Origin of the sequence: Streptomyces sp. NPDC093591, from assembly GCF_044764885.1 — a bacterium.
GTDB lineage: Bacteria > Actinomycetota > Actinomycetes > Streptomycetales > Streptomycetaceae > Streptomyces.
In genome coordinates, this window is sequence record NZ_JBIWIY010000008.1 from 171,813 (window position 1) to 198,612 (window position 26,800).

Annotated in this window: 26 protein-coding genes; 17 read left to right on the top strand and 9 right to left on the bottom strand. The window is 70.8% G+C overall.

The genetic code is table 11. From position 1 onward, the window contains the following. Positions 1–178 precede the first annotated feature (178 nt). From ccrA to pssA, 7 genes are all read left to right on the top strand, one after another. The gene (gene ccrA, locus ACIREI_RS18715) at positions 179–1,522 is read left to right on the top strand and encodes a crotonyl-CoA carboxylase/reductase (RefSeq protein ID WP_403333967.1); all 1,344 of its coding nucleotides are present in this window, start codon (positions 179–181) and stop codon (positions 1,520–1,522) included. An 18-nt stretch (positions 1,523–1,540) separates the two neighbouring features. Beyond that, positions 1,541–3,589: a protein meaA gene (locus ACIREI_RS18720; RefSeq protein ID WP_403333969.1), complete on the top strand. Its 2,049-nt coding sequence runs from the start codon at positions 1,541–1,543 to the stop codon at positions 3,587–3,589. Next, a complete protein-coding gene (locus ACIREI_RS18725; RefSeq protein ID WP_031475710.1) occupies positions 3,586–4,545 on the top strand; it encodes a CoA ester lyase in 960 nt (319 codons plus the stop codon). Before ACIREI_RS18720 ends, ACIREI_RS18725 begins: the two co-directional genes overlap by 4 nt. Before the next feature lie 5 nt (positions 4,546–4,550). Further along, positions 4,551–5,063 (top strand): MaoC family dehydratase, encoded by a 513-nt coding sequence (locus ACIREI_RS18730; protein WP_062716551.1) that lies wholly within the window; start codon positions 4,551–4,553, stop codon positions 5,061–5,063. Between the two features lie 2 nt (positions 5,064–5,065). Next, the gene (locus ACIREI_RS18735; RefSeq protein WP_031475707.1) at positions 5,066–6,271 is read left to right on the top strand and encodes an acyl-CoA dehydrogenase family protein; all 1,206 of its coding nucleotides are present in this window, start codon (positions 5,066–5,068) and stop codon (positions 6,269–6,271) included. Positions 6,272–6,441: 170 nt separating this feature from the next. Then, positions 6,442–7,101: a phosphatidylserine decarboxylase gene (locus tag ACIREI_RS18740; protein WP_301995591.1), complete on the top strand. Its 660-nt coding sequence runs from the start codon at positions 6,442–6,444 to the stop codon at positions 7,099–7,101. A 22-nt stretch (positions 7,102–7,123) separates the two neighbouring features. Then, on the top strand, positions 7,124–7,942 hold the full coding sequence (gene pssA, locus ACIREI_RS18745) for a CDP-diacylglycerol--serine O-phosphatidyltransferase (protein WP_398822774.1): 819 nt from the start codon (positions 7,124–7,126) through the stop codon (positions 7,940–7,942). Positions 7,943–8,135: 193 nt separating this feature from the next. Here the strand turns inward: pssA and ACIREI_RS18750 are convergent, their stop codons facing one another. Then, complete coding sequence (locus tag ACIREI_RS18750) at positions 8,136–9,254, bottom strand: glycerate kinase (protein WP_403334349.1); 1,119 nt, start codon at positions 9,252–9,254, stop codon at positions 8,136–8,138. A 166-nt stretch (positions 9,255–9,420) separates the two neighbouring features. Here ACIREI_RS18750 and ACIREI_RS18755 point away from each other — a divergent pair, with 166 nt between their 5' ends. Continuing rightward, positions 9,421–10,500 carry an ADP-ribosylglycohydrolase family protein gene (locus tag ACIREI_RS18755; protein WP_403333972.1) on the top strand — a complete coding sequence of 360 codons (1,080 nt, stop codon included), beginning with the start codon at positions 9,421–9,423 and terminating at the stop codon, positions 10,498–10,500. A gap of 80 nt (positions 10,501–10,580) precedes the next feature. Next, the gene (locus ACIREI_RS18760) at positions 10,581–11,075 is read left to right on the top strand and encodes an NUDIX domain-containing protein (RefSeq protein WP_403333973.1); all 495 of its coding nucleotides are present in this window, start codon (positions 10,581–10,583) and stop codon (positions 11,073–11,075) included. A 13-nt stretch (positions 11,076–11,088) separates the two neighbouring features. On the opposite strand, the gene ACIREI_RS18765 is transcribed toward ACIREI_RS18760, so the two are convergent. Next, complete coding sequence (locus tag ACIREI_RS18765) at positions 11,089–11,289, bottom strand: DUF2191 domain-containing protein (RefSeq protein WP_403333975.1); 201 nt, start codon at positions 11,287–11,289, stop codon at positions 11,089–11,091. An 83-nt stretch (positions 11,290–11,372) separates the two neighbouring features. Continuing rightward, positions 11,373–12,038 carry a DNA-binding response regulator gene (locus ACIREI_RS18770; RefSeq protein WP_403333977.1) on the bottom strand — a complete coding sequence of 222 codons (666 nt, stop codon included), beginning with the start codon at positions 12,036–12,038 and terminating at the stop codon, positions 11,373–11,375. A gap of 393 nt (positions 12,039–12,431) precedes the next feature. On the opposite strand from ACIREI_RS18770, the gene ACIREI_RS18775 reads away from it, so the two are divergent. From ACIREI_RS18775 to ACIREI_RS18785, 3 genes are all read left to right on the top strand, one after another. Beyond that, positions 12,432–13,058: an NAD(P)-dependent oxidoreductase gene (locus ACIREI_RS18775; RefSeq protein WP_403333978.1), complete on the top strand. Its 627-nt coding sequence runs from the start codon at positions 12,432–12,434 to the stop codon at positions 13,056–13,058. Between the two features lie 88 nt (positions 13,059–13,146). After that, entirely contained in the window at positions 13,147–13,872 is a 726-nt protein-coding gene (locus ACIREI_RS18780) for an SIR2 family NAD-dependent protein deacylase (RefSeq protein ID WP_403333980.1), read from the top strand. Between the two features lie 44 nt (positions 13,873–13,916). After that, positions 13,917–14,285 (top strand): VOC family protein, encoded by a 369-nt coding sequence (locus tag ACIREI_RS18785; RefSeq protein WP_403333982.1) that lies wholly within the window; start codon positions 13,917–13,919, stop codon positions 14,283–14,285. 10 nt (positions 14,286–14,295) lie between these two features. Here ACIREI_RS18785 and ACIREI_RS18790 read toward each other — a convergent pair whose 3' ends face one another. Continuing rightward, positions 14,296–14,784, bottom strand: coding sequence for a methylated-DNA--[protein]-cysteine S-methyltransferase (locus ACIREI_RS18790; protein WP_403333983.1), 489 nt, complete (start codon positions 14,782–14,784; stop codon positions 14,296–14,298). A gap of 13 nt (positions 14,785–14,797) precedes the next feature. After that, a complete protein-coding gene (locus ACIREI_RS18795) occupies positions 14,798–16,279 on the bottom strand; it encodes an AlkA N-terminal domain-containing protein (protein WP_403333985.1) in 1,482 nt (493 codons plus the stop codon). Between the two features lie 155 nt (positions 16,280–16,434). On the opposite strand from ACIREI_RS18795, the gene ACIREI_RS18800 reads away from it, so the two are divergent. Beyond that, complete coding sequence (locus ACIREI_RS18800) at positions 16,435–16,797, top strand: metalloregulator ArsR/SmtB family transcription factor (protein ID WP_003996615.1); 363 nt, start codon at positions 16,435–16,437, stop codon at positions 16,795–16,797. A 42-nt stretch (positions 16,798–16,839) separates the two neighbouring features. Here ACIREI_RS18800 and ACIREI_RS18805 read toward each other — a convergent pair whose 3' ends face one another. Both ACIREI_RS18805 and ACIREI_RS18810 read right to left on the bottom strand, forming a co-directional pair. Further along, on the bottom strand, positions 16,840–17,349 hold the full coding sequence (locus ACIREI_RS18805; RefSeq protein WP_403333987.1) for a hypothetical protein: 510 nt from the start codon (positions 17,347–17,349) through the stop codon (positions 16,840–16,842). A gap of 44 nt (positions 17,350–17,393) precedes the next feature. Further along, positions 17,394–18,923 carry an FAD-dependent monooxygenase gene (locus tag ACIREI_RS18810; protein WP_403333989.1) on the bottom strand — a complete coding sequence of 510 codons (1,530 nt, stop codon included), beginning with the start codon at positions 18,921–18,923 and terminating at the stop codon, positions 17,394–17,396. A 207-nt stretch (positions 18,924–19,130) separates the two neighbouring features. Between ACIREI_RS18810 and lanKC the strand changes: the two genes are divergently transcribed. The 4 genes from lanKC to ACIREI_RS18830 all read left to right on the top strand — a co-directional run bounded on the left by lanKC (position 19,131) and on the right by ACIREI_RS18830 (position 25,617). After that, positions 19,131–21,779, top strand: a complete 2,649-nt coding sequence (gene lanKC, locus ACIREI_RS18815) for a class III lanthionine synthetase LanKC (RefSeq protein ID WP_403334351.1) — start codon at positions 19,131–19,133, stop codon at positions 21,777–21,779. Further along, positions 21,766–21,912, top strand: a complete 147-nt coding sequence (locus ACIREI_RS18820) for a SapB/AmfS family lanthipeptide (protein WP_403333991.1) — start codon at positions 21,766–21,768, stop codon at positions 21,910–21,912. Before lanKC ends, ACIREI_RS18820 begins: the two co-directional genes overlap by 14 nt. Before the next feature lie 76 nt (positions 21,913–21,988). Next, positions 21,989–23,719 (top strand): ABC transporter ATP-binding protein, encoded by a 1,731-nt coding sequence (locus ACIREI_RS18825; RefSeq protein ID WP_403333992.1) that lies wholly within the window; start codon positions 21,989–21,991, stop codon positions 23,717–23,719. Beyond that, positions 23,716–25,617, top strand: a complete 1,902-nt coding sequence (locus tag ACIREI_RS18830) for an ATP-binding cassette domain-containing protein (protein ID WP_403333994.1) — start codon at positions 23,716–23,718, stop codon at positions 25,615–25,617. Before ACIREI_RS18825 ends, ACIREI_RS18830 begins: the two co-directional genes overlap by 4 nt. Here the strand turns inward: ACIREI_RS18830 and ACIREI_RS18835 are convergent. After that, the gene (locus ACIREI_RS18835; protein ID WP_403333996.1) at positions 25,547–26,152 is read right to left on the bottom strand and encodes a response regulator transcription factor; all 606 of its coding nucleotides are present in this window, start codon (positions 26,150–26,152) and stop codon (positions 25,547–25,549) included. The genes ACIREI_RS18830 and ACIREI_RS18835 overlap by 71 nt on opposite strands. Positions 26,153–26,252: 100 nt before the next feature. After that, complete coding sequence (locus tag ACIREI_RS18840; protein ID WP_403333998.1) at positions 26,253–26,762, bottom strand: O-acetyl-ADP-ribose deacetylase; 510 nt, start codon at positions 26,760–26,762, stop codon at positions 26,253–26,255. Positions 26,763–26,800 lie beyond the last annotated feature (38 nt).

Sequence of the window (26,800 nt, forward strand, 5' to 3'; positions counted from 1 at the left end):
CAAGCCCCTCCCGGGGCCTGCGCGCCCGGCGCCTGCGTCACAGGCAACCTCCCGCGCCACAAAGCGCTGCCGAACAGCACCACCCGCCGAACCGACGGCAACCACCACCAACCCTCAGCAGCACCGACGTAACCCTCAGCACCCCTCCCTCAGGGTGCTCACCGCCGGAGGCAACACCGTGACCGTGAAGGACATTCTGGACGCGATCCAGTCGCCGGAATCGACGCCGGCCGACTTCGCCGCCCTGCCGCTCCCCGAGTCGTACCGCGCGATCACCGTGCACAAGGACGAGACGGAGATGTTCGCGGGCCTCGAGACCCGCGACAAGGACCCGCGCAAGTCGATCCACCTCGACGAGGTTCCGCTGCCCGAGCTCGGCCCGGGCGAGGCCCTGGTGGCCGTGATGGCCTCCTCGGTCAACTACAACTCGGTGTGGACCTCGATCTTCGAGCCGCTGTCCACCTTCGGGTTCCTGGAGCGCTACGGCCGCACCAGCGAGCTGGCCAAGCGCCACGACCTGCCGTACCACATCATCGGCTCCGACCTCGCGGGCGTCGTCCTGCGCACCGGTCCGGGCGTCAACTCCTGGAAGCCGGGCGACGAGGTCGTCGCGCACTGTCTGTCCGTCGAGCTGGAGTCCAGCGACGGCCACAACGACACGATGCTCGACCCCGAGCAGCGCATCTGGGGCTTCGAGACCAACTTCGGCGGCCTCGCCGAGGTCGCCCTCGTCAAGTCCAACCAGCTGATGCCCAAGCCGGGCCACCTGAGCTGGGAGGAGGCCGCCGCTCCGGGCCTGGTGAACTCCACCGCCTACCGCCAGCTGGTCTCCCGCAACGGCGCCGGCATGAAGCAGGGCGACAACGTCCTGATCTGGGGCGCGAGCGGCGGACTCGGTTCGTACGCCACGCAGTTCGCCCTCGCCGGCGGCGCCAACCCCATCTGCGTCGTCTCCTCGCCGCAGAAGGCGGACATCTGCCGCTCGATGGGCGCCGAGGCGATCATCGACCGCAACGCCGAGGGCTACAAGTTCTGGAAGGACGAGCAGACCCAGGACCCGAAGGAGTGGAAGCGCTTCGGCAAGCGCATCCGCGAACTCACCGGCGGCGAGGACATCGACATCGTCTTCGAGCACCCCGGCCGCGAGACCTTCGGCGCCTCGGTCTTCGTCACCCGCAAGGGCGGCACCATCACCACCTGCGCCTCGACCTCGGGCTACATGCACGAGTACGACAACCGCTACCTGTGGATGTCCCTGAAGCGGATCATCGGCTCGCACTTCGCCAACTACCGCGAGGCCTGGGAGGCCAACCGGCTCATCGCGAAGGGCAAGATCCACCCCACCCTGTCGAAGGTCTACTCCCTGGAGGAGACCGGCCAGGCCGCGTTCGACGTGCACCGCAACCTCCACCAGGGCAAGGTCGGCGTGCTGTGCCTGGCCCCCGAGGAGGGCCTGGGCGTGCGCGACGAGGAGATGCGTGCCCAGCACATCGACGCCATCAACCGCTTCCGCAACATCTGAGAGCAGTCGAGGTCATAGATGACTGAGCGTCAGCCTGCCGAAGGCAAGCGGGAGAAGGACCGGCCGTGGCTCATGCGGACCTATGCCGGTCACTCCACGGCCGAGGCGTCCAACGAGCTGTACCGGCGCAACCTCGCCAAGGGGCAGACAGGTCTGTCGGTGGCGTTCGACCTGCCGACGCAGACCGGCTACGACTCCGACCACATCCTCGCCCGCGGCGAGGTCGGCCGGGTCGGCGTGCCGGTCGCGCACCTCGGTGACATGCGCCGGCTGTTCCAGGACATCCCCCTGGAGCAGATGAACACCTCGATGACGATCAACGCCACCGCCATGTGGCTGCTGGCGCTCTACCAGGTCGTCGCCGAGGAGCAGGGCGCGGACATCACCAAGCTCCAGGGCACGACCCAGAACGACATCGTCAAGGAGTACCTGTCCCGGGGGACGCACGTCTTCCCGCCGGGGCCGAGCCTCCGCCTGACGACGGACATGATCGCGTACACGGTCTCCCACATCCCGAAGTGGAACCCGATCAACATCTGCAGCTACCACCTGCAGGAGGCGGGCGCCACGCCGGTCCAGGAGATCGCGTACGCGATGTCCACCGCGATCGCGGTTCTCGATGCCGTACGCGACTCAGGGCAGGTCCCCGCCGAGAAGTTCGGGGACGTCGTGGCCCGTATCTCCTTCTTCGTGAACGCGGGCGTCCGCTTCATCGAGGAGATGTGCAAGATGCGGGCGTTCGGGCGGATCTGGGACCAGGTCACGCGCGAGCGGTACGGCATCGAGAACCCCAAGCAGCGCCGCTTCCGCTACGGCGTCCAGGTCAACTCCCTCGGTCTGACCGAGGCGCAGCCGGAGAACAACGTCCAGCGGATCGTGCTGGAGATGCTGGCCGTGACCCTCTCGAAGGACGCACGCGCGCGTGCCGTGCAGTTGCCCGCCTGGAACGAGGCGCTGGGCCTGCCCCGGCCCTGGGACCAGCAGTGGTCGCTGCGCATCCAGCAGGTCCTGGCGCACGAGAGCGACCTGCTGGAGTACGAGGACATCTTCGAGGGCTCGCACGTCATCGAGGCGAAGGTGAGCAAGCTCGTCGAGGAGTCACTCGCCGAGATCGAGCGGATCCAGGAGATGGGCGGCGCGATGGCCGCCGTCGAGTCCGGCTACCTCAAGTCGCAGCTGGTCTCCTCGCACGCCGAGCGCCGGGCTCGTATCGAGTCCGGTCAGGAGAAGATCATCGGTGTCAACATCTTCGAGACGACCGAGCCCAATCCCCTGACGGCGGACCTCGACACGGCCATCCAGACGGTCGACCCGGCCGTCGAGGCCCGTGTCATCGCCTCCCTCCAGCACTGGCGCGACACCCGCTACCAGCCCCCCTTCAACCACCCGCGCCCCTGCAAGGCGCTGGAGAAGCTGAAGGAGGCCGCCAAGGGCACCGCCAACCTCATGGAGGCCACCCTGGAGTGCGCCCGCGCCGGTGTCACGACCGGCGAGTGGGCCGGGGCGCTGCGCGAGGTGTTCGGCGAGTTCCGGGCGCCGACGGGTGTGTCGTCGGCTCCGGTGGCGGTCCCCGCCGAGGAGGGCTCGGCCATGAGTGAGGTGCGTCGCAAGGTCGACCTCACGGCCAAGGACCTCGGGGTCGGCAAGCTCCGCTTCCTCGTCGGCAAGCCGGGCCTGGACGGGCACTCCAACGGCGCCGAGCAGATCGCCGTGCGGGCCCGTGACGCCGGGTTCGAGGTGGTCTACCAGGGCATCCGGCTCACCCCGGAGCAGATCGTGGACGCGGCCCTCGCGGAGGACGTGCACGCGGTCGGCCTGTCGATCCTCTCCGGATCGCACGCCCAGCTGGTGCCGGACGTGCTGGAGCGGCTCCGTGTGGCCGGTGCCACAGATATACCCGTGATCGCCGGTGGCATCATCCCGAATGGTGACGCCGAGCAGCTCCGGGCCGCCGGAGTGGCCGCCGTCTTCACCCCGAAGGACTTCGACATCACCGGAATCATCGGCCGCATCGTCGACGAGATCCGGAAAGCGAACAAGCTCGACCCCCTGGAGGTCCCCGCATGACCGTCAACCGTCTCCGCCCGCGGCGCTCCTGCCTGGCCGTGCCGGGCTCGAACCCCCGCTTCCTGGAGAAGGCCCAGGGTCTGCCCGCCGACCAGGTCTTCCTGGACCTGGAGGACGCGTGCGCGCCGCTCGCCAAGCCCGAGGCGCGGCACACCATCGTCAAGTTCCTCAACGAGGGTGACTGGACGGGCAAGACGAGGGTCGTGCGCGTCAACGACTGGACGACCGAGTGGACGTACCGCGACGTCGTCACGGTCGTCGAGGGCGCCGGCCAGAACCTCGACTGCATCATGCTGCCGAAGGTCCAGACGGCCGAGCAGATCGTCGCCCTCGACCTCCTCCTCACCCAGATCGAGAAGACGATGGGCTTCGAGGTCGGCAAGATCGGCATCGAGGCGCAGATCGAGAACGCCCAGGGCCTGAACAACGTCAACGAGATCGCGACGGCCTCCCAGCGGGTCGAGACGATCATCTTCGGCCCGGCCGACTTCATGGCGTCCATCAACATGAAGTCGCTGGTCGTGGGCGAGCAGCCGCCCGGCTACCCGGCGGACGCCTACCACTACATCCTGATGAAGATCCTGATGGCCGCCCGCGCCAACAACCTCCAGGCGATCGACGGCCCCTACCTCCAGATCCGCAACATCGACGGCTACCGCGAGGTCGCCCAGCGCGCCGCCGCGCTCGGCTTCGACGGCAAGTGGGTGCTGCACCCGGGCCAGGTCGAGGCGTCCAACGAGATCTTCTCGCCCTCGCAGGAGGACTACGACCACGCCGAGCTGATCCTGGACGCGTACGACTACTACACGTCCGAGGCGGGCGGCAAGAAGGGCTCGGCGATGCTCGGCGACGAGATGATCGACGAGGCCAGCCGCAAGATGGCGCTGGTCATCTCCGGCAAGGGCCGCGCGGCCGGTATGCAGCGCACCAGCAAGTTCGAGATCCCGGAGGCCTGACCGCCATGCAGTTCGGACGCACCTACGAGGAGTTCGAGGTCGGGGCGACGTACAAGCACTGGCCGGGCAAGACGGTCACGGAGTACGACGACCACCTGTTCTGTCTCCTCACCATGAACCACCACCCGCTCCACATGGACACCAACTATGCGGAGAAGACGACGGACTTCGGCAAGAACGTCGTCGTCGGCAACTACATCTACTCGCTGCTGCTCGGCATGAGCGTGCCGGACATCTCCGGCAAGGCCATCGCCAACCTGGAGATCGAGTCGCTCAAGCACGTGGCGCCGACCTTCCACGGCGACACGATCTACGGCCAGACGACCGTGCTCGACAAGTGGCCGTCGAAGTCGAAGAACGACCGCGGCATCGTCTACGTCGAGACCAAGGGCTACAAGCAGGACGGCACGCTGGTGTGCGTGTTCCGCCGCAAGGTGATGGTGCCCACCGAGACGTACATCAAGGAGCGCGGCGGCGAGCAGCCCGGCCGCCCCGAGCTCAAGCAGCAGGAGAAGTAGCCATGGCCCGTCTCGCCCAGACCGCCGGTCTGACGGACATCCAGCAGGAGATCCTCTCCACCGTCCGCGACTTCGTGGACAAGGAGATCATCCCGGTCGCGACCGAGCTGGAGCACCGCGACGAGTACCCACAGCAGATCGTCGACGGCCTCAAGGAATTGGGCCTGTTCGGTCTGATGATCCCCGAGGAGTACGGCGGTCTGGGCGAGTCGCTCCTGACGTACGCCCTCTGCGTCGAGGAGATCGCCCGCGGCTGGATGTCGGTCTCCGGCATCATCAACACGCACTTCATCGTGGCGTACATGCTCAAGCAGCACGGCACGCAGGAGCAGAAGGACCACTTCCTGCCCCGCATGGCGGCCGGCGACATCCGCGGCGCCTTCTCGATGTCGGAGCCGGGCCTGGGCTCCGATGTGTCGGCCATCACGTCGAAGGCGGTGAAGGACGGCGAGGAGTACGTCCTGAACGGCCAGAAGATGTGGCTGACGAACGGCGGAACGTCGTCCCTGGTCGCCGTACTCGTCCGAAGTGACGAAGGACACCCCGAGGGCACCGCGCCCCACAAGTCGATGACGACCTTCCTCGTGGAGAAGGAGCCCGGCTTCGGAGAAGTCCGCCCCGGCCTCACCATCCCGGGCAAGATCGACAAGATGGGCTACAAGGGCGTCGACACGACCGAGCTCATCATGGACGGCCTGCGAATTCCGGCCAATCGGGTACTCGGTGGCGTAACGGGCCGAGGCTTTTACCAGATGATGGACGGCGTCGAAGTCGGGCGCGTCAATGTCGCGGCACGTGGCTGCGGCGTCGCTCAGCGTGCGTTCGAGCTCGGTGTCCAGTACGCCCAGCAGCGGCACACCTTCGGCAAGCCGATCGCCCAGCACCAGGCGATCCAGTTCAAGCTGGCCGAGATGGCTACCAAGGTCGAGGCCGCGCATGCCATGATGGTGAACGCGGCACGCAAAAAGGATTCAGGGGAACGAAACGACCTTGAGGCTGGGATGGCGAAGTACCTCGCCTCCGAGTACTGCAAGGAGGTCGTGGAGGACGCCTTCCGGATCCACGGCGGCTACGGCTTCTCCAAGGAGTACGAGATCGAGCGCCTCTACCGTGAGGCTCCGATGCTGCTTATCGGTGAAGGTACCGCCGAGATCCAGAAAATGATCATTGGTCGCAGGTTGCTCGAAGAGTATCGGTTCCAGGGCTGATTATCCGCATACGGGGTGTTTTCTTGGAGAAGAAGATCACACCCCGTCAGCACTCTTCAGCCGCCGACTCGACTTCCTGGCTTGCCCAGTTGTGGCCCGCGACCGGTACGATCCCGGGAAAGCCGCCGTCCCCTGATACCGCGCGGCATCATCCGCTACGAAGGTCATCCATGCCCCACAGCCAAACCTCTGCACCACGCGACAGCCAGGTCGGCGGCGTACGCCTCGCGCGCGGAGCATCGCCGTGGCTTCTCCCGACCGTCGCCACCGCAGCCGTCAGCCTGCTGCGCGCACGCCGCTCCGGCGTCGCCAAGGCCGTCGCCGTGCCCGCCACCGCTCTCGCGGCGGGCATGCTGTGGTTCTTCCGCGACCCCGAGCGCGAGATCGCCCAGGGCCGGGTCATCTCGCCCGCCGACGGTGTGGTGCAGAGCATCATGCCGTGGAAGGACGGCCGCACCCGCGTCGCGATCTTCATGAGCCCGCTCAACGTCCACGTGAACCGCGCGCCGCTCTCCGGCACGGTCACGTCCGTGGAGCACATCCCCGGCGGGTTCGTTCCGGCGTTCAACAAGGAGAGCGAGAACAACGAGCGCGTTGTCTGGCACTTCGACACCGAACTCGGCGACATCGAGATGGTCCAGATCGCCGGCGCGGTGGCCCGTCGCATCGTCCCCTACATCCCGCAGGGCACGAAGGTCGAGCAGGGCGACCGTATCGGTCTGATCCGCTTCGGCTCGCGTGTCGACATCTACCTGCCCGAGGGCGTGGAGGTCGCGGTCGAGGTGGGGCAGAAGACCGTGGCTGGGGTGACTCGCATTGACCGTGATTGATCCTGAGACCCAGGCGGGCTGGGTGCCCGAGGCCGACGAGGTGGACGAAGAGGAGGAGATGCCTCTTTCTCTCCGCCTGTCGATAGCGGACACCCTCACTCTCGGCAACGCCACGTGCGGCTTCATGGCGGTGTACTTCACCACCACCGGCATCCTGATCCCGCACCTGACCGGCAGCGAGGAGACCGGCATGGCCCGCCACAGCGCGGCCACGGCGGTCATCCTGATGCTGTGCGCGGCGGTCTTCGACCTGTTCGACGGCCTGGTGGCGAGGAAGCTGCGCTCCTCCCCCATGGGCGCGGAGCTGGACAACCTCTCCGACCTGATCAGCTTCGGTCTGGCCCCGGCGTACTTCGTCCTGGTCTACGGCATGGTCGCCAACGACGCCCACCAGCGGGTGGCGGCGGTCGGCGCGATTGTCGTTCTGCTGGCGGTGGTGCTGAGACTCGCGCGCTTCTCGTGTGTGACCGTCCCGAACGGCATGTTCCAGGGCATGCCCTCGCCGTTCGGGGCGCTGACGGTGGTCTCGATCGTGCTCCTCGAGCTGCCCTTCGTGGCGACGCTGCTGGCGATCCTGGGGACGGCCTGGCTGATGGTGAGCCGCGTCGAGTACCCGAAGCCGCGCGGGCGGCTCGCGGTGGCGATGCTGTCCTGGATCGTCGTGTCGATGGGTCTGCTGGCGGCCTGGGCCTTCGACGCCCCGTCCGGTCAGCTCCTCCTCCAGACGGGCTGCGCGCTGCAGCTGGTCATGGGCGCGGTGATCCCGCTGTTCGCCACGGCCCGCCGGGTGAACAACTTCCGCGACAACCGGCGTGAGGCGCGGGCGGCGCAGCTGCCGTAGCGCTCCGCTGAGTGGGGCCCCGAACCGGGTTGGTTCGGGGCCCTTCGCATGCCTCGGGTTCTTCGCTGCTGAGTTTTTCAGCCCGTCCGGCGTTTGAGGACGAGGCCCGTCAGGGCCGAAGCGGGGATCTGGGGGCGGCAGCCCCCAGGGGACGGGATTGGGCAGGGGCGGCCGGGGGCGAGGAAAACCTGGCCTAGGCCAGGAAGTCCCGTGCGATCCGTTCCGCCGAGCGTTCCAGGATCGGACCGGCGTCCGCGATGCACTTGGCCACGTCCGGCTCGACGTCCGTGAGGGCGTACGCCCGCCGGATGCCGGCTCGGCCCAGTGCCTCCGGGGCCAGGGCCAGGCGGCCGCACACCGCGACGACCTCCTTGTCGGCCGCGCGGGCGGCGGCGGCGACGCCCGCGGGAGCCTTGCCGTGGAGGGTCTGCTCGTCCAGGGACCCCTCGCCGGTGATGACCAGATCGGCCCGTTCCAGCGCGGGCGCGAAGCCCAGGACGTCCAGCATGACCTCGATGCCGGCGCGGAAACGGGCACCGAGGAGCAGGGCGCCGTAGCCGATGCCGCCCGCGGCCCCGGCGCCGGGGGCGGCGGCGTGCTCGGCGGCCACGGTGCCGACCGACTCCTCCAGCACCTTCGCGAAGTGCGCGAGCGCGGCGTCCAGCGTCTCCACGTCGTCCGGCGAGGCGCCCTTCTGCGGGCCGTACACCGCCGGTGCGCCCTTCGGGCCGGTCAGCGGGTTGTCGACGTCGCTGGCGAGCACCAGGTCGACGGAGGCCAGTCGCGGATCCAGGCCCGACAGGTCGGCCGTGGCCAGCTCGCCCAGCCCGCCGCCGCCCGGCGCCACCGGCTCGCCGTCCGCGTCCAGGAGCCGTGCGCCCAGCGCGGTCAGCATGCCGGCGCCGCCGTCGGTCGTGGCGCTGCCGCCGACGCCGAAGACGATCGTGCGGGCACCGGCGTCCAGCGCGGCCCGCAGGAGCTCCCCGGAGCCGTAGGTGGATGCCGTGAGCGGCGCGAAGACGCCGGCGGGCAGCCGTTGCAGGCCGCTCGCCTCGGCCATCTCCACGACCGCCGTGTCGCCGCGCAGCGCGAACGCCGCCGTCACCTCGTGCCCGAGGGGCCCGGCGACCCGGACCTCCCGCCGCTCGAAACCGGCCGCGACCGCCGCGTCCACCGTCCCGTCGCCGCCGTCGGCCACGGGCATGGCCTCCACCCGGAGGTCCGGCACGACCCGGCGCAGACCGGCCGTCACCCGCTCGGCGACCTGCACGGCCGTCAGCGAGCCCTTGAACTTGTCCGCGGCGATGAGCACGCGCTGTGTCACCTGTTTTCCCCTTGCTCTCCGGGCCTCGCGCACGTCAAGGCCAGTCGCGCCGCTGCGACCTTAACCGGAGGACGCCCCCGCCGTCATGCGGAGCCCGGACCCTGAGAATGCGGCGGGAACAACGTAAGCGGCCGGAATTGGGTAAACCGGTCCTATGACCCCTGTGGGCACTGAGCCAGAGCTCGCCGACCGCGTCCTCGGGGGCTGGCTGGGCCGGATCGCGGGCAACATGCTCGGCAAGCCGGTCGAGCAGGGCGACCTGTGGACGCGGGACCGTATCGATCAGTATCTGCGGCAGGCCGCCGCCCTGCCCCTCACCGACTATCTGCCCGAGCCGATCAGCGAGGACGACGGCTTCGAGCTGCGCCCCGAGTGGCGCCAGTGCGTGCGCGGCCGCATCCACGGCAGCTGCCGCGACGACGACGTCGACTACGCCATCCTCGGCCTCGACCTGCTGGAGACCCACGGCTTCGGCTTCAGCACCGAGCAGGTCGGCGACCTGTGGCTGCTGCGGCTGCCGTATCTGCAGACCTTCACGGCGGAGCGGGCCGCGTACCGCAACCTCGCGAACGGGCTGAAACCGCCGCTCACCGCCACGTACGACAACCCGTACCAGGAGTGGATCGGTGCCCTCATCCGCGCCGACATCTACGGCTGGACCTGCCCCGGCGCCCCGCGCCGCGCCGCCTCCCTCGCCCGCCGGGACGCGGTGCTGTCGCACACCGGCAACGGGGTGTACGGCGCGATGTGGGCGGCGGCGCTCGTCGCGGCGGCGTTCACGGCGTCCACGGTCCGGCAGGCGGTCGACGAGGCACTCGCCGTCATCCCGGCGAGCAGCCGCCTCGCCCGCACCGTACGCCGGGTCGTCTCGCTCCACGACACCCGGATGACCTGGGAGGACACGCTCACCACGGTCGCCGAGGAGACCGCCGGGCTCGGCTGGATCCACACCGTTTCGAACGCCGCCGTGCTCACCGCCGGGCTCCTGTACGGCGACGGCGACTTCACCCGCACCATCACGCTCACCGTGCGCGGCGGGCTGGACACCGACTCGAACGGGGCGACGGCCGGTTCGGTCGCCGGGGTCATGACGGGCGCGGCGGCGATCCCGGACCAGTGGACTGATCCGCTGGAGGACACGGTGCGCAGTGCGGTGTTCGGGTTCGACGGGGTGCGCATCAGCGAGCTGGCGGAGCGGACCCTGCGGCTCGCGGCGGCGGAGGCGGAGGTCTAGCGACAGTGCGCCCGGCGGACGCTTCCCTGCGCGGGGCGTACGGCCGAGGCACGGTCGGGCCGGCTGGTTACCCTTCCTCAATGACCACCACGCAGGACTTCGCCGCGTACATCGCGAGTCTCCCCCGCGTCCTCGCCGGCGCCGCCGCCCTGTTCCGTGACGCGGAGGGCCGGGTGCTGCTCGTGGAGCCCAACTACCGTGAGGGCTGGGCGCTTCCGGGCGGCACGATCGAGTCCGACGACGGCGAGACCCCGCGGCAGGGCGCACGCCGTGAGACGGCCGAGGAGATCGGCCTCGACCGCGAGCCGGGCCGGCTGCTGGCGGTGGACTGGTCGCACGGCACGGGACGGCCGCCGGTGGTGGCGTATCTGTACGACGGCGGAGTCCTCGGCGAGGACGACCTCAAGGCGATCCGGTTGCAGGAGGCGGAGCTGCTGTCCTGGCGGCTGGTTCCACGCGAGGAGATCACGGCTCATCTGCCCGGCTCACTGGGCCGCCGGGTCCTGGCCGCCCTGGACGTCCTCGCGGACGGCGGGGGGACGGTGGAGCTGGAGAACGGTCACCGGGTGGGGTGACCGGAGAACGGGTTCAGCCCTCGACGTCCCGGGGCTTCACATCCACCGCGCGCAGCGCCTCGTCGCGTTGGGCGAGCCGGGCCTCCGTGCGGTGGCCGCGCGCGATGTAGTCGCGGACGACGAGCTCGACGGCGTCCTGCGGGTTGCCGACACCCGCAAGGACCATGACTTCCACGACGAGTTCGGCATCGAGTGACACGATGACCTTGGCCATGGCCGGACGCTAGCACCGCTCCGGCCCCGTCGAATACCCATTCGCCGCCCGCCCTGCGCACCGGTTCGTCCCCGCCGTGCTGATCAGCTGCGGGTCAGGCCCAGCTTCCCCGCGCGTACTCCGGCCTGGAAACGTGAGGCCGCGTCGAGGCTGGTGAGCAGTTCCGCGACCCGGCGGCGGTAGGTGCGCAGGGACATGCCCAGTTCCCGTGCGGCTGCCTCGTCCGTTGCGCCGGAGCACAGGGCGTGCAGGACCTTGGTGGTCTGGTCGTCCATGCGGGGCCGTCGCGAATCGAGGAGCGTGGCCAGGTCGGCCGCGCTTTCCCAAGCGGCTTCGAACAGCGCGTGGGCTCCGCCGACCAGGGCCGGCGAGGCACTCATGGTGTAGGTGCGCGGGCCCGGAGCGGCCGGGGCGGAGGGCGCCGGGCCGATGAGGATCATGGTCCGGCGGTCGATGATGACGGTTCCCTGCGGGAGCGGGGCGGTGGCGATCCGCACCTGGAAGCCATGGGCGGCCATCTCCCGCAGAGCGTCCCGGTCGCGCTCGTCGGCGAGAACCGCGGGGCTGTACAGCTTGCGTGCCTGGTGTGCCCTGCCCAGGCGCGCCTGGCGGCGGGCGGCCTCGCGGGCTCCGGGCCAGGTGTCGAGGTCGTGGGCGATATGAACCCATTCCACGTCGTCCGACTCCGTCAAGGGCTTCATCCGAGCCCAGAACTCGACATCGCCGCGGAGCTCCATGACCTCTGGCATACGTCCATTGTGCCGTTGGCAGCAACATGCCACGGGCTCGCCCCGGCGAGTAGCCGCGTTGCAGGCTCACCTCCATGAGCAAACGATTCCGCGTCGATGGCGATCTGGACGTGAACCGGCTGGGTTTCGGCGCCATGCGTCTGCCGTCGAAGGCCGGCATGTTCGGTCCACGCTGATCCGCGCGACGTTGTTCCCCTACCTGTCCAGCCTGGTGATCGCCACCAAGGTGGGGCCGGGCCCTCCCCGGTGGCCCTCGCCATTCCGGGCACGGGGTCGCTTCCCCACCTGGAGGAGATCATGGCGGCCGCCATGATCGACCTCACTGAGGAAGACCTGGCCGACCTCGCCTGAATACCGCCGTATCCCGCTTTCCGGACGAAGGACACGCATTCCATGAAGCTTTTGATCCTCGGTGCGACCGGCCCCACCGGCCGCCACGTCGTCGACCTGGCCGTCGAGGCCGGCGACACCGTCACGGTCCTGGCCCGCAGGCCGCAGGCGCTGGCCGAGCTGGCGGACCGGGTCACCGTGGTCGCCGGCGACGCCACCTCGCACGGCGATGTCGCCAAGGCCATGACCGGGCAGGACGTCGTCGTCTCGGCGCTCGGCAGGAGCACATCCGTGCGGGCCGACGACCTGTTCACCCGCGCCGCGGCTGCCGTGGTCGGCGCGGCCAAGGAGCAGGGCGTGTCCCGCCTGGTGTGGCTGTCGTCGTTCGGCGTCGGTGACACCTACCGGTCGGCGAGCGCCCTGCAGAAGGTCATGTACAGCACGTTCCTGCGGAACATCTACGCGAACAAGGAGCTCTCCGAGAGAGCGATCCGCTCCAGCGGCCTGGACTGGACGCTGGTCTACCCCACCATGCTGACCAAGGGCCCCGCCAAGGGCAGCTACCTCGTCGGCGACCGCCTCCCGATGAAGGGCAACCCGACGATCAGCCGCGCGGACGTCGCCGACTTCATGTACAAGGCGGCCCACAGCCCCGAGTGGATCCACCGCGACGCCGTCATCACGGACTGACGAGTCCTGATCTCCCACCTGGCAGGGCGGTCCTCGCCCCACGGATACTCGCTCGCCGCGCTGCGGTCCACCGCCTTACTCTCGGCCCATGAACAGGCCCCTCGTAGCCATCCTCAGCGGCGCAGGCATCTCCACGGATTCCGGAATCCCTGACTATCGCGGGCCGAACGGCCTGTGGCGGCGGGATCCGGAGGCCGAGAAGCTCGTGACGTACGAGTACTACATGGGCGATCCGGAGATCCGGCGGCGCTCGTGGCAGATGCGGCGGCAGAACCGGACGCTGAAGGCCGAGCCGAACGCGGCGCACCTCGCCGTTGCCGAGCTGGAGCGGTCCGGGGTGCCGGTGCGGGTGATCACGCAGAACGTGGACGGCCTGCACCAGCTCGCCGGGATGCCCGCTCGCAAGGTGCTCGAACTGCATGGCAGCGCGCGGAGTGTGCTCTGCACGAAGTGCCATGCGGGCGGGCCGATGGAGGACGCCCTCGCACGGGTCGAGGCCGGGGAGGAGGATCCGGCGTGCCTGGAGTGCGGTGGCATCCTCAAGTCGGCGACCGTCATGTTCGGCGAGCGGCTCGATCCGGTGGTCCTCGGTGAGGCGGTCGCCATCACCAAGGCGTGTCAGGTGTTCATCGCCGTCGGCAGCAGCCTGCAGGTCCAGCCCGCCGCCGGGCTCGCCGGTGTCGCCGCCGACCACGGGGCCCGGCTGATCATCGTCAACGCCGAGGCGACGCCGTACGACGACCGCGCCGACGACGTCGTACGGGGACCCATCGGCACGGCGCTGCCGAAACTGCTGAGCGAACTCGCCGGGTAGAAATGCGGGTGCGGGGGCTCGCCGGGCAGATCAGAATCCGTGCCATGACTTCTGCGATCCGCCATGTGACGATCGACTCCGCCGACGCCTACGCCCTCGCCCGCTTCTGGTCCCAGGTGCTGGACCTGCCCGTGCACGAGGACGACAAGCCGGGTGACGAGGACGTACTGATCGAGGGCGCCGGCCTGCTGTTCGTCACCGTCCCGGAGCCCAAGACCGTCAAGAATCGCGTGCACCTGGACCTCCAGCCGCAGGACCGCACCCGTGACGAGGAGGTGGAGCGGCTGCTGGCCATCGGTGCCACGCTGGTCGACGACCGCCGCACCCCGGACGGCAGGGGCTGGGCGGTCCTCGCCGATCCGGAGGGCAACGAGTTCTGCGTGGAGCGCGGTTCGGCGGAGCGGGCCGGCTGAGCCGACGGGTTCAGAACAGCGCCGCTCCGCTCTCGAAGTCCAGCAGCCGCTTCTTGCGGTCCAGGCCTCCGCCGTACCCGGTGAGGCTGCCGCCGGCGCCGACGACACGGTGGCAGGGGACGATGATGCCGATCGGGTTCTTGCCGTTGGCGAGGCCCACGGCGCGGGAGGCGGCCGGGTTACCGAGGGCGTCGGCCAGTTGGCCGTAGGAGCGGGTCTCGCCGTAGGGGATGTGGCGCAGGCGGTCCCAGACGCGGCGCTGGAACTCGGTTCCGTTCAGCCGCAGTTCGAGGGTGAACTCCTTCAACTCGCCCGCGAAATAGGCCTCCAGCTGGTCGATCGCCGCCCCGAAGGGCCTGTCGTCCCGCTCGCCGAAGGTCTCCTCGGGTGGGCGGTGGCGCTGTTCGGTCATGTAGAGGCCGCTCAGGACGTCGTCCTCGGCGACGAGGGTCAGGGGGCCGTACGGGCTGTCGATGACGGTGTGCTGCTTCGTCGGCATGTCCTTGAGGTCCTTATACGGGGAGGAAGTTGATCGGGTGGCTGTCCGTCGCCCACAGGTACTGGACGGCGTACGCCCGCCAGGGGCGCCAGGCGGCCGCCCGGGCCGTGAGGGCCGCCGGGGTCGACGGGAGGCCCAGCTCCTGGGCGGCGCGGCGGATTCCGAGGTCGGTGGGGAGGAAGGCGTCGGGGTCGCCGAGGGCGCGCATCGCGATGACGTCGACCGTCCAGGGGCCGAAGCCGGGCAGCGCCAGGAGCCTCGCCCGGGTTTCCGGCCAGTCGCTGTCCGGGCCCAGACGCACCTCGCCGTCGGCGAGTTGTCGTACCAGGGTCGTGAACGTCGTCCGGCGGGTGCGGGGCATCGCCAGTGACTCCGGGTCCACCGAGGCCAGCGCCTCGGGGGCCGGGAAGAGGTGGGTGAGGCCGCCCTCGGGGTCGTCGACCCGCTCGCCGTGGGCGAGGACCAGGCGGGCCGCGTGGGTGCGGGCGGCGGCCGTGGAGACCTGCTGGCCGAGGACCGCCCGTACGGCGAACTCGGCCTCGTCGACCGTGCGCGGAACCCGGCGGCCGGGGGCCTTGTCGACCAGCGGGGCGAGCAGCGGATCCGTGCGCAACTGGTCGTCGATCGCGACCGGATCGGCGTCCAGGTCGAGCATCCGGCGGCACCGGCTGATCGCGACGGTCAGATCGCGCAGGTCGCCGAGGACGAGGCGGCAGGCGATGTGGTCGGGCTGCGGAGTCAGGGCCACGATGCCGTGGCCGTACGGCAGCATGAGCGTGCGCCGGTACGCGCCGTCCCGCCACTCCTCGACGCCGGGGACGGCGGTCGCGGCGAGGTGGCCGAAGAGGTTGTCGGGGTTGAGGGGGGCGCGGAACGGCAGCCGCAGGGTGAGTGCGCCGGCGGCGTTGCCGGGACTGCCGCGGGGTGCGCGGGCGCGCAGGTCGGTCGGGGCGAGGGCGAAGACCTCGCGGACGGTGTCGTTGAAGGTGCGGATGGAGGCGAAACCGGCCGCGAAGGCGATGTCCGCCATGGGCAGGGGCGTCGTCTCGATGAGGAGGCGGGCCGCCTGGGCGCGCTGGGCCCGGGCCAGGGCGAGCGGGCCGGCGCCCAGTTCGGCGAGGAGCTGGCGTTCGATCTGCCGGGTGCTGTAGCCGAGCCGGGCGGCGAGGCCGGGCACGCCTTCGCGGTCCACGACGCCGTCGGCGATCAGCCGCATCGCGCGGGCCACGAGGTCGGCGCGCTGGTTCCACTCCGGGGAGCCGGGGCTGGTGTCCGGGCGGCAGCGCTTGCACGCCCGGAACCCGGCCTGCTGGCAGGCGGCCGCGCTCGGGTGGAAGCGCATGTTCTCCGGCTTGGGCGGGACCACCGGGCAGCTGGGCCGGCAGTAGATCCCGGTCGTCACGACCGCCGTGAAGAACCAGCCGTCGAAGCGGGCGTCCTTGGACTGGACGGCGCGCACGCAGCGCTCCGTGTCGATGTGCATCCCCTTCTGCATGCGTCCAGCATCGACCAGCGGGGACGCCGAGGGCTGGCGAGAATCCGACATCAACCTCGGCTGGGCTGGGAGCTGCCGGATCGCCGGAGCCGAAGAACCCGTCGACGCATGAAGAATCATTCATGCGTTCAGGTACGATGAGTAAGATACCCGGCATGGGTCATGGAGCCGTCACCGCCGCGCAGGACGCCACCGAGCGCGTACGTCTGGACGCGGCCAACGCAGCCAAGGTGGCCACCACCCTCCAGGCCCTCTCCACCCCCTCCCGCCTGCTGATCCTGGCGCGGCTGCGGGAAGGTCCGCTGCCCGCCACGGAGTTGGCCGCCGAGGTGGGCATGGAGCAGTCCGCCTGCTCGCACCAGCTGCGGCTGCTACGCAATCTGGGCCTGGTGGTGGGCGAGCGGCGCGGCCGGTCGGTCGTGTACGCGCTGCACGACCACCATGTCGCCGAGCTGCTCGACCAGGCCGTGTACCACGTGGAGCATCTGCGGCTGGGTATCAGCGACGCGGCCGAGTGAGGCGCGGCGGTCGAGCGAGCCGCGCCGGCCGACCCGGCCGCCTTACGACGGGGTCGGGGCGGGGGTCGGGCCCACGCCCCGCAACTGCTGGATCTTTCCGCCCAGTTGGGGACGGAGCCGCTCCAGCAGCGCCGGTTTCGCGCTGACCACCCAGCGGGGCCCGACGAGGTACTTGCCGCCGTAGACGGCTGCCGCGTCCAGCCAGGTCAGCTTGTACTTCTCCGCGGGAAACGTCGTGATGAGGTAGTCGCCCTGCTTCGTCCGGCAGACGCCCTCGCGCAGTTCGTCCGCCTCCGTCCGGATCTTGACCTCGCAGCCCGTCAGGCCGGCGATCACCTCGATCTTCGCCGGCGCCACGACACCGGCCACGGTGGCGGAGACGTTCGTCGGGCTGCTCTTCGCGGCGGTGCCCTCGTCCCCGCTCCCGCCGCACGCGGTCGCCAGGAGCAGAAGAACCAGACTGCCGGCCGCCGTCGCGGTACGGCCGATGCTCCCCCGGTCGACTGCTCGGTCGCTTCCTCGCTGTGACTGCTGTGACTGCTGTGCCTGCACGGAAAGCGGTACGGATCAACGCCGGGAGCCGTTCACCCCGTGTGTCACCTGGTGCCGGTCGGCAGCCAGCGGGCGGCATAGGCCCGCAGCCCCTCCAGTGCGGCGCCGCGTGCGAGGTAACCGATGTGGCCGTCGGGCCGTACGAGTGCCTGGGCGACGTCCGGCCAAGGTCCGCGGTCGTCGAGGCGGTGCACGGTGATCAGGTCGTCCCGGCCGGCCAGGAGCGGCGCGAGCCGGTGGTCCGGCCAGAGGTGCGGTGGGCCGGTCAGGAGCAGGTGCCAGCCGGGGGCGGCGGTCCGGGCCTGGAGCCCCTGCGGCAGGTCGGGCAGCCGGTCGCCGGCCCGCGGGCCGCGGCGTGGCGGTCGCGTGCCCGTCGCCGAGGCAGGGCTGCGGCGGTAGTGGATGCCGAGTTCGGAGACGGTGCGGAAGGCCCATCCGCGGAGTGCCGTCGCGCGCACCGCCAACGGGGCCAGGCGCGGGACGAGTTGGGCGCGCGCGAACCGCAGGAGAGGACTGGAGCTGGTGCCGACGACGAACGCGCGGTCCGTGAACCGGCGTACGTGGCGGCCGACCGGGACACGTTCGATGCCGTATGTCTCCAGCAGTTCCTCCGGTGCGGCGCCCCGGCACACAAGGGCGAGCTTCCAGCCCAGGTTGAGGGCGTCCTGGATGCCGGTGTTCATGCCCTGCGCCCCGGCCGGACTGTGGATGTGGGCCGCGTCGCCCGCGAGGAAGAAGGGTCCGGACCGGTATCGGGCGGCACCGCGGTTGTGAAGCCGGAAGGCGGTCATCCAGACGGGATCGCGCAGGGCCGATGCGTCCGCACCGTACCGTTCGGCGATCTGTCGCAGCAGCGGCAGCGTCACCTCGCCGTCCGGGGCGTCGGACGGCCGCATGGCGAGCATCCGCCAAGGCGCAGGCGAACCCAGCGGGAAGAAGATCAGCATCCCGTCGCCGGTCATGTACGAGTGCACGGCGCCCGGCTCCAGCCCCGCCACCTCCAGGTCGGCGAGGAGATACGTCTGCGGATAGGCGTAGCCCTCGAAGCCGATGCCCGCCTGGGCGCGCACCGTGCTGTGCGCGCCGTCGCAGCCCACGACGTAGCGCGCCACCACGACTTCCTCCGCGCCGTCGCGACCGCGCAGCCGGCCGACGACCTGTGGGCCCTGCCGCTCCAGCCGCACCAGCTCGGTGCCCCGCTCGATCGCCACGCCCCGCCGGGCCAGGTGCTCACCGAGCACGCTCTCCGTCTCGGCCTGCGAGAGGAACAGCAGGAAGGGATAGGGCGTGTCGGGGAGTCCGATGTCGAAGAGCGGTACGGAGACCGTGCGCCGGGCCAGGTGCAGGCGCAGCCGCATCGCGGGATTGCCGCGGGCCACCAGCCGGTCGGTCACACCGAAGCCCGCCAGCGCCTCCAAGGTGCGCGGCTGGATGCCGAGCGCCCGGGACTCGCGCACCCGGTCGAGGGAGCGGTCGACGACGCGGAACCTGACTCCGTAGGCACGCAGTTGCGCGGCGAGCGCGAGGCCCGTGGGGCCCGCGCCCACCACCAGCACGTCCAGGGGGGCCGTCATGTGTCCACGGTAGAAGCCTGAGCAGTCGTTTCTCCCGGCCATCACGAGATGGTTCTCCCGGCCCCGGAGAAACAGTCTCACCGCGCAAGCATGACAAACGGTGGTATTCCGCGGCGGGCGCAGTCTGCCATCCTCGTTAGTGATCCCGGGTGAACGTTCCCCCATGAACTCCAAAAAGGTCCTCGGACCACAGGAGCCCCCGTGGACATGCGCTACGAGGCCTATTGCCTCATGGACCCGGACTTTTACGACACGCCGACCCGTGCGCGACGGCAGCGTGGTGACTTCGAGCAGACCCGGTGTCCGGCCCCGGCCGGGTGGGAGTGCTCCGAGTTCGGCGAGTGGGTGGTTTTCACCCCCGATGGCGTCGAGCTCCCCCCACAGGGCTGGAAGATCCATGTGTCGGCGTGCCTCGACAACGCACAGGACATCCTCACCACGGTGTGGGACTACTGCGTTCCTCGCCGCATCGCCTTCAAGTTCCTCCCGAGCGCGGACCACCTCCTGATCGCCAACGCCAAGTACGCGGTGCGGGGAGCGAGCGGCAAGTTCGTGACGATCTACCCGGCCGACGAGGACCGGCTCGAGGTGGTCCTCCACGAGCTGGGTGCCCTCCTGGAGGGTTGGCAGGGCCCGTACATCCTCAGCGACCTGCGCTGGGGAGCGGGCCCGCTGTATGTCCGGTACGGCGGCTTCGCCTACCGGACGTGCGTCTCGCCCGAGGGAGAGACGGTGACGGCGATCGAGGACGCCTCCGGCCGACTCGTGCCCGATGTGCGTGGCCCGTCGTTCCGGCCTCCGGACTGGGTGAAGCTGCCCGCCTTCCTCGAACCCCATCTGGCCGCCCGGGCCGGCACGACCGTCGCCGACCTGCCATACCGGATCGAGGGTGCCCTGCACTTCTCCAACGGCGGTGGCCTGTATCACGGTCGCGACGAGCGGACGGGGCAGCGGGTCGTGCTCAAGGAGGCCCGGCCGTATGCGGGGCTCACCACCGACGGCGCGGACGCGGTCACCAGGCAACGCTACGAGCGGGAGGCCCTTGAGCGGATGCGCGGGCTCGACTGCGTGCCCGAGCTGCTCGACCACTTCGTCCTGGGGGACCACCACTTCCTCGTCGAGGAGTACGTCGAGGGACGGACCCTCAGCAGTCTCTTCGTCGAGCGCTATCCCCTCGTCCACCCGCAGCCCGACGACACAGAGCTCTCCGACTACACCTCGTGGGCGCTCGGCATGGTGAACCAGGCCGAGCGAGCCGTCGCCGCCGTGCACGACCGCGGCGTGATCGTCGGCGATGTGCACACCGACAACATGCTGGTCCGGCCCGACGGCAGGCTCGTACTGATCGACTTCGAGGGTGCGATGGACGCGGCCGAGCAGCACAGGCAGCGCCTCGCCGCCGTGGGGTTCGCGGCCCCGCCCGACCGTACGGGGACCGACATCGACCGCTACGCGCTCGCCTGCCTGCGGATATCCCTGTTCATGCCGCTGACCGGCCTGTTCGGGCTCGACGACGGCAAGGCCGGGCAACTCGCCGAGGAGGCCGCCCGCTCGTTCCCGGTCCCCCGCTCGTTCCTGGACGAGGCGGTGGAAGTGATCAGCGGGGACGGAGGGCGGACACCGGCGGGCGCCGGCACGAGGACACGGCCGGAGCTGATCCGTCCGCAGAAGGTGCGGGTGGAACCGGACCGCCCTGGCTGGCTGCGCGCCCGCGCGTCCATGACCGCCGCCATCCTGGCCGCCGCCACACCACAGCGCGACGACCGGCTCTTCCCGGGCGACATCCGGCAGTTCGGCGCCCCCGGCGGGGGCCTGGGCATCGCGTACGGCGCGGCAGGAGTGCTCTACGCGCTCGACGCGGTCGGCGCCGGCCGCCACCCCCAGCACGAGGAGTGGCTCGTACAGCAGGCCCTGGACCCGCTGCCGGGCACGCACCTCGGTTTCTACGACGGCCTGCACGGCATCGCGTACGTGCTCGAACACCTCGGCCACCACGACGAGGCGACGAAGCTGCTCGACCTGTGCCTGGGTGAGCAGTGGGAGCAACTGGGACCCGACCTGCACGGAGGCCTGGCCGGCATCGGACTGAACCTCCAGCACTTCGCGGCGGCGACCGGTGACCCGGCGCCCCGCGACGCGGCACTCAAGGCCGCGGCCATCGTCGCCGACCGGCTGAACAGCCCCACCTACCCGTACGCCGGGCTGCTGCACGGCTCGGCAGGGCCCGCTCTGATGTTCCTGCGGCTCTACGAGTCCACCGGCGACCCGGAGTTCCTCGACCTGGCCGGCACGGCACTGCGTCAGGACCTGGACCACTGTGTCGTCCGCGAGGACGGGGCGATGGAGGTCGACGAGGGCTGGCGGACCATGCCGTACCTGGCCGACGGCAGCGCGGGCATCGGTCTCGTCCTCGACGACTTCCTGGTCCATCGCGAGGACGACCGGTTCCGTGAGGCGGCCGCCGCGATCCGCACGGCGGCCATGGGGCGGTTCTTCATCCAGTCGGGGCTCTTCGCGGGCACGGCCGGATTGATCCTCTGTCTCAGCAGGCCCCATGCCCCCGGCACGGCCGCGCAGCGGGACCCGGTGGTCGCCGGGCATGTGCGCAGCCTGTCCTGGCACGCGCTCACCCGCCAGGGCCACCTGATCTTCCCGGGCGAACAGTTGCAGCGGCTGTCCACCGACCTGGCCACCGGCAGCGCGGGCGTCCTGCTGGCCGTCGGCGCCGCCCTGCACGACAGCCCCGTGCGTCTTCCGTTCCTCGCCCCTTCAGGCGAACGGAGCCGCCGCACGGATGAAGACCCCCGTCCCCACGAAGTTCTCAGAGAGGAGGTGAATCTCCATGTCACTGCTTGAACTGCAGGAATTCGAGCCCGACACTGCCGGCATCCTCGGCAGCAACAAGGGTGGAGGCAGCCGCCTCAGCGCGCTTGCCTGTGGTCACGCGCCGAGCAACCTCAGCCTGACCATCTGCGGCAGCGTCAAGTGACCGACCGGGTGCGAGGACGCCCCCCGCGTCCCCGCACCCCGATACCCGATCCCGCACACGCTCGGGGGGAGAACCCATGACCCTGCGTGAGGGAGACCGCCTGTTGCTGGCGGCGGCCCGGCGGGGCGGTGTCTGGGTGGTTGCCATCCTGGTCACCTCCCTGCTGCTCACCGGCGTCACCATCGCGCTGCCCGCCGTCATGGGCCGCACCGTCGACGCCGTCCTCAACGACCACGGCATGGCGAAATGGATGGCCCTGAGCGGTGCGTTGATCTTCGTCCTGGTGGCGTTCGACGCCGTGGACGACCTGGTCTCCGGGGTGGCCGAGGCACGGTCGACCGCCTGGCTGCGGCACACGCTGCTCAGGCATGTGCTCGCACTGGGCACGCGGGCCACCCGCCGGTTCACCGGAGGAGACCTGGTCAGCCGTCTGGTCGGCAACGCCGCGAGGACCGGGAACTTCGCCTCGGGCCTGGTGTGGGTGGCCATGGCCCTCTTGCCGCCCCTCGGCGCGATCGTCGCCCTGGCCCTCATCGACTTCTGGCTGTGTCTCACCTTCCTGGTGGGCATGCCCCTCGTGGTGTTGCTGGCACGGTCCTTCCTCCGGGACGTCTCGGACGCCAACGAGGGGTACTTCCGTGTCCAGGGCACCATCGCCGCCCGGCTCGTCGACGCCCTGGGCGGTATCCGGACCATCGCCGCGGCGCGGACCCTCGACCGCGAGGCGCGTCGTGTTCTCGCACCGCTGCCCGAACTCCACCGGCACGGCCTGGGCATGTGGAGCGCGGTCGCGCGGGTGTCGGCGCGCGGAGATCTGGTCGTTCCCCTCCTGGTGGTCGCCGTACTGGCGGTGGCCGGACTGGAGCTGTCCCAAGGGCGCATCACGCCGGGAGAGATGCTCGCGGCGAGCGAGTACGTCGTCATGGCGGTCGGCATCAGCAGCGTGCTGTCGTCGGTGAACCAGCTCGCCCAGGCGCGTACCACGGCCGGGCGGATCGGCGAGGTGATCGCCGAACCCCCTGTGGCGTACGGCCACGAGCGCCTGCCCGAAGGTCCCGGAAGGCTGGAGTTCCGGCGCGTCACCGTCCAGGGGACGGACGGCCCCGTACTCAGGGACCTCAGCTTGGTCGTCCCGGGCGGCGCGCTCGTCGCCGTCGTGGGGCGCTCCGGGGCCGGCAAGTCGCTGCTGGCCGCGCTGGCCGGGCGGCTCGTCGACCCGGACGAGGGCGAGGTGCTGCTCGACGGTGTGCCGCTGCGCCGCCTCCGCCGCGAGGAGCTCAGGCGGGCGGTGGCGTACGGCTTCGAACGTCCGGTGCTGCTCGGCGAGACCTTCGCGGACGCCATCGGGTTCGGGGCGCGGACCCCTCCCTCCCAGGAGCTGGTGGCGCGGGCCAGGGCGGCCCAGGCCGACGCGTTCATCCGCCACATGCCGGCCGGCTACGCGAGCCGCGTCGCCGACACCCCGATCTCCGGCGGTGAGGCGCAGCGGGTCGGGCTGGCCCGCGCGTTCGTGCAGGCCGGACGGGTGCTCGTGCTCGACGACGTCGCCGCGAGCCTGGACACCGTGACCGAGCACCACATCAGCCAGGTGCTCACGGGTGCGCTCGCCGGCCGTACGCGGCTCATCGTGACGCACCGGGCCTCCACGGCCGCGCAGGCGGACGTCGTGGTCTGGCTCGCCGACGGCGGGGTCCGAGGTCAGGGGACACATCGCGCACTGTGGGCGGATCCCGGATACCGGGCCACGTTCCAGCCGACGGCCGACGCCGGGGCGGTGGCCGGCATGGGCGCCGGGAGTATCCGGTGAAGCGGCGGTCCGTCCAGATCCTGCGCTCCTCGCTCGGGCGGCGGCGCCGGGAGTACCGGCGACTCGTGGCCTGGTCCCTGGTGCAGGCCGTGCCCGCCTTCCTGTCCGGGTGGATCGTGGCCCGCGCCGTCGACCACGGATTCCTCGCCGACCGGCCCGCGACCGGCTTCCTCTGGCTGGGCGCGCTGGCGGGCGCCTACCTCGTCGGGGCCTGGGGCACCCGGCACGCCATGCTGGGCCTCGCCTCGCTCATCGAACCGTTCCGGGACGAGCTGATCACGCTCGTGACCACGGGCACGCTGCATCGGTCCGCCCGGCTGGGCGCGCCCGCCGACACCGCCGGCGTGGCACGGCTCACCGAGCACGTGGAGCGGGCCCGGGACGCCTACGGCGCGATCGTCCTGTTCATCCAGGGCTTCGTCGTCACCGCCGTCGCCGTGCTGCTGGGCTTGGCCGGCCTCGACCCCGTGCTGCTCATCCTCGTCCTGCCGCCGCTGCTGATCGGCCTCGCCCTCTTCGTCGCCGCGCTGCGGGCGATGGCCGCACGTCAGCGGGAAGTGATCCTGGCGGACGAGCGCATCGCCGAGACCGCGAGCGCCCTGACCGGCGGGCTGCGGGACGTGGTCGCGTGCGGTGCCGAGGAACGTGTACGGGCGCAGACCGGCGGGCAGGTCGACGCCGCGCAGCGGGCGGCGGTGTCGCTGGCGCGGCTGACGGCCGTACGGACCGCCGCCCTGGGTATCAGCGGCTGGGTACCTCTGCTGCTCATCCTGCTCGGCGCGCCCTGGCTGGTGCGCAACGGTGTGACGGCGGGCGCGATCCTCGGGGCGGTGACCTATGTGTCGCAGGCCCTGCAACCGGCTCTGCAGGGCTTCGTCCAGGGACTCGGCAGCAGCGGGCTGTGGCTGCTGGTCACCGTCGGCCGGATGGCCGAGATCGCCGTGCCGCCCGACGAACCCGAGACCGCCGGGGCCGGGGCCGGCGCCGCGCCGGTGCACATGCCGGGACGGCCCGGTGGCGCCCGCGTGGAGACGCACGGTCTCACCTTCGGGTACGCCCAGTCCGCGGAGCCGGTGATCCGCGACCTCGACCTGGTCCTGCGCCCGGGCGAGCACCTCGCCGTGGTGGGGCCGAGCGGCGCCGGAAAGTCCACCCTCGCCGCGCTGATCGCGGGGGTACTCGAACCGCAGGCCGGGCGGGTGCGCGTGGACGGCGTGCCGGTCCTCGCCCTGGGCGACGGCGAGGAGCTGGCCCGGCATCGTGTGCTCATCCCGCAGGAGGCGTACGTCTTCGCCGGCACGTTGCGGGAGAACCTCACCTACCTGGTGCCCGGCGCCGCCCCCGCGGACGTGGCAGCGGCGGTCCACGCCGTGGGCGCGGCGCCGCTCGTGGAGCGCCTGGGCGGCTACGACGCGCTGGTGGACCCGCGAGACCTCTCGGCCGGGGAGCGTCAGCTTCTCGCCCTGGCCCGCGCCCTGCTTCCGGCACCGCGCCTGGCCCTGCTCGACGAGGCCACCTGTCACCTCGACCCGGTCGCCGAGGCGGTCGCCGAGGAGGCCTTCGCCCGCCGCCCGGGCACCTTGATCGTCGTCGCCCACCGCATCAGTTCGGCCCTGCGCGCCGACCGGATCCTGGTCATGGACGGCACCCGGGTCGAACTCGGCACCCACGAGGAACTGATCGCCGGCTCCGCGCTCTACCGTGACCTGGTCGGCCACTGGGGCGCGGCGAGCGGTTCCCCGGCACCGGTCGGGGCGGCGACCCGTACGGGACGGGTACGGGGTGCGGTCCGCGTCCTCTCACGGCTCGCCGCGCACCTTGGAACGGTCACATCCAGCCCGACTCCCGGGCGATCCGGATGGCGTCGATCCGATTGCGTCCGCCGGTCTTCCTGGTGATCGCCGACAGGTGGTTGCGGACCGTGGCCACGGAGAGGGACAGCCGCTCGGCGATCTCCCGGGTGGGCGTGCCGTCGGCGGTCAGACGAAGGATCTCCGCGTCCCGCGGGGTCAGCGGGTTCGCCCCGGCGTCGAGCGCGACCAGTGCGAACTCGGGGTCGATGAACCGCTGCCCCCTGACCAGCTTGCGGACGCCGTGGACGAGGCGGTCCGCGGGGGCGTTCGTGCTGATGACCCCGCCGGCGTGCAGGTCGAGGATGCGGCGGAGCCGCTCGGGCGTCGTCGAGGCCATCAGCAGCAGCATCCTGCAGTCGGGCAGCCGCGCCCTCAGGTCACTGCGGGCGGCGAGTTCCTCGCCCTCCTTGGAGTCGACGTCGATCACCACCACGTCGGGGCGGCACATCAATGCCCGCGCGATCACCTCCCCGTCGCCCCCGGCTTCGGCGACGACTTCGATGTCCTCTTCGCGAGACAGGAGGGCGGCGACCGCTCCCCGCATGAGGCGGGCTTTCTCGACGAGAAGAACGCGGATCAATGTCGCTCCCACATGGCGCTACGCGGCCTGCTCGGGAACCTCACCCTGCGTGCCGCACTCCCTGAACGCCTCTGGGGCCAATTATCCGGCCGCTCCGCGATCAGCGCACGTGCGCGGCGAACGCCTCGTACGCCCGCTCGTCGAAGAGCACGAACCGCACCTCCTCGACCGCGGTGTCCGCCGCCCGCACGGTCTCCACCGCGATCCGGGCACCGTCGTCCATCGGCCAGCCGTAGACGCCCGTGGAGATCGCCGGAAACGCGACCGTCCTGGCGCCCAGTTCGTCGGCCACCCGCAGCGACTCCCGGTAGCAGGAGGCCAGCAGGTCCGAGCGGTCCTCGGTGGACGACCAGACCGGGCCCACCGTGTGGATCACGTGCCCGGCGTCCAGCTCGCCCGCCGTCGTGGCGACCGCCTGCCCCGTGGGCAGACCCTTGCCGTACCGGGAGGCGCGCAGCTTGCGGCACTCGTCGAGGATCGCGGGGCCGCCCCGGCGGTGGATGGCGCCGTCGACTCCTCCCCCGCCGAGGAGGGAGGAGTTCGCGGCGTTGACGATCGCGTCGGCGGTCTCTCGTGTGATGTCGCCCTGAACGAGCCTGATGGTGGTCATGACCGCCTCTATAGCAGCCCCGGCCACCGAGGGCCGGT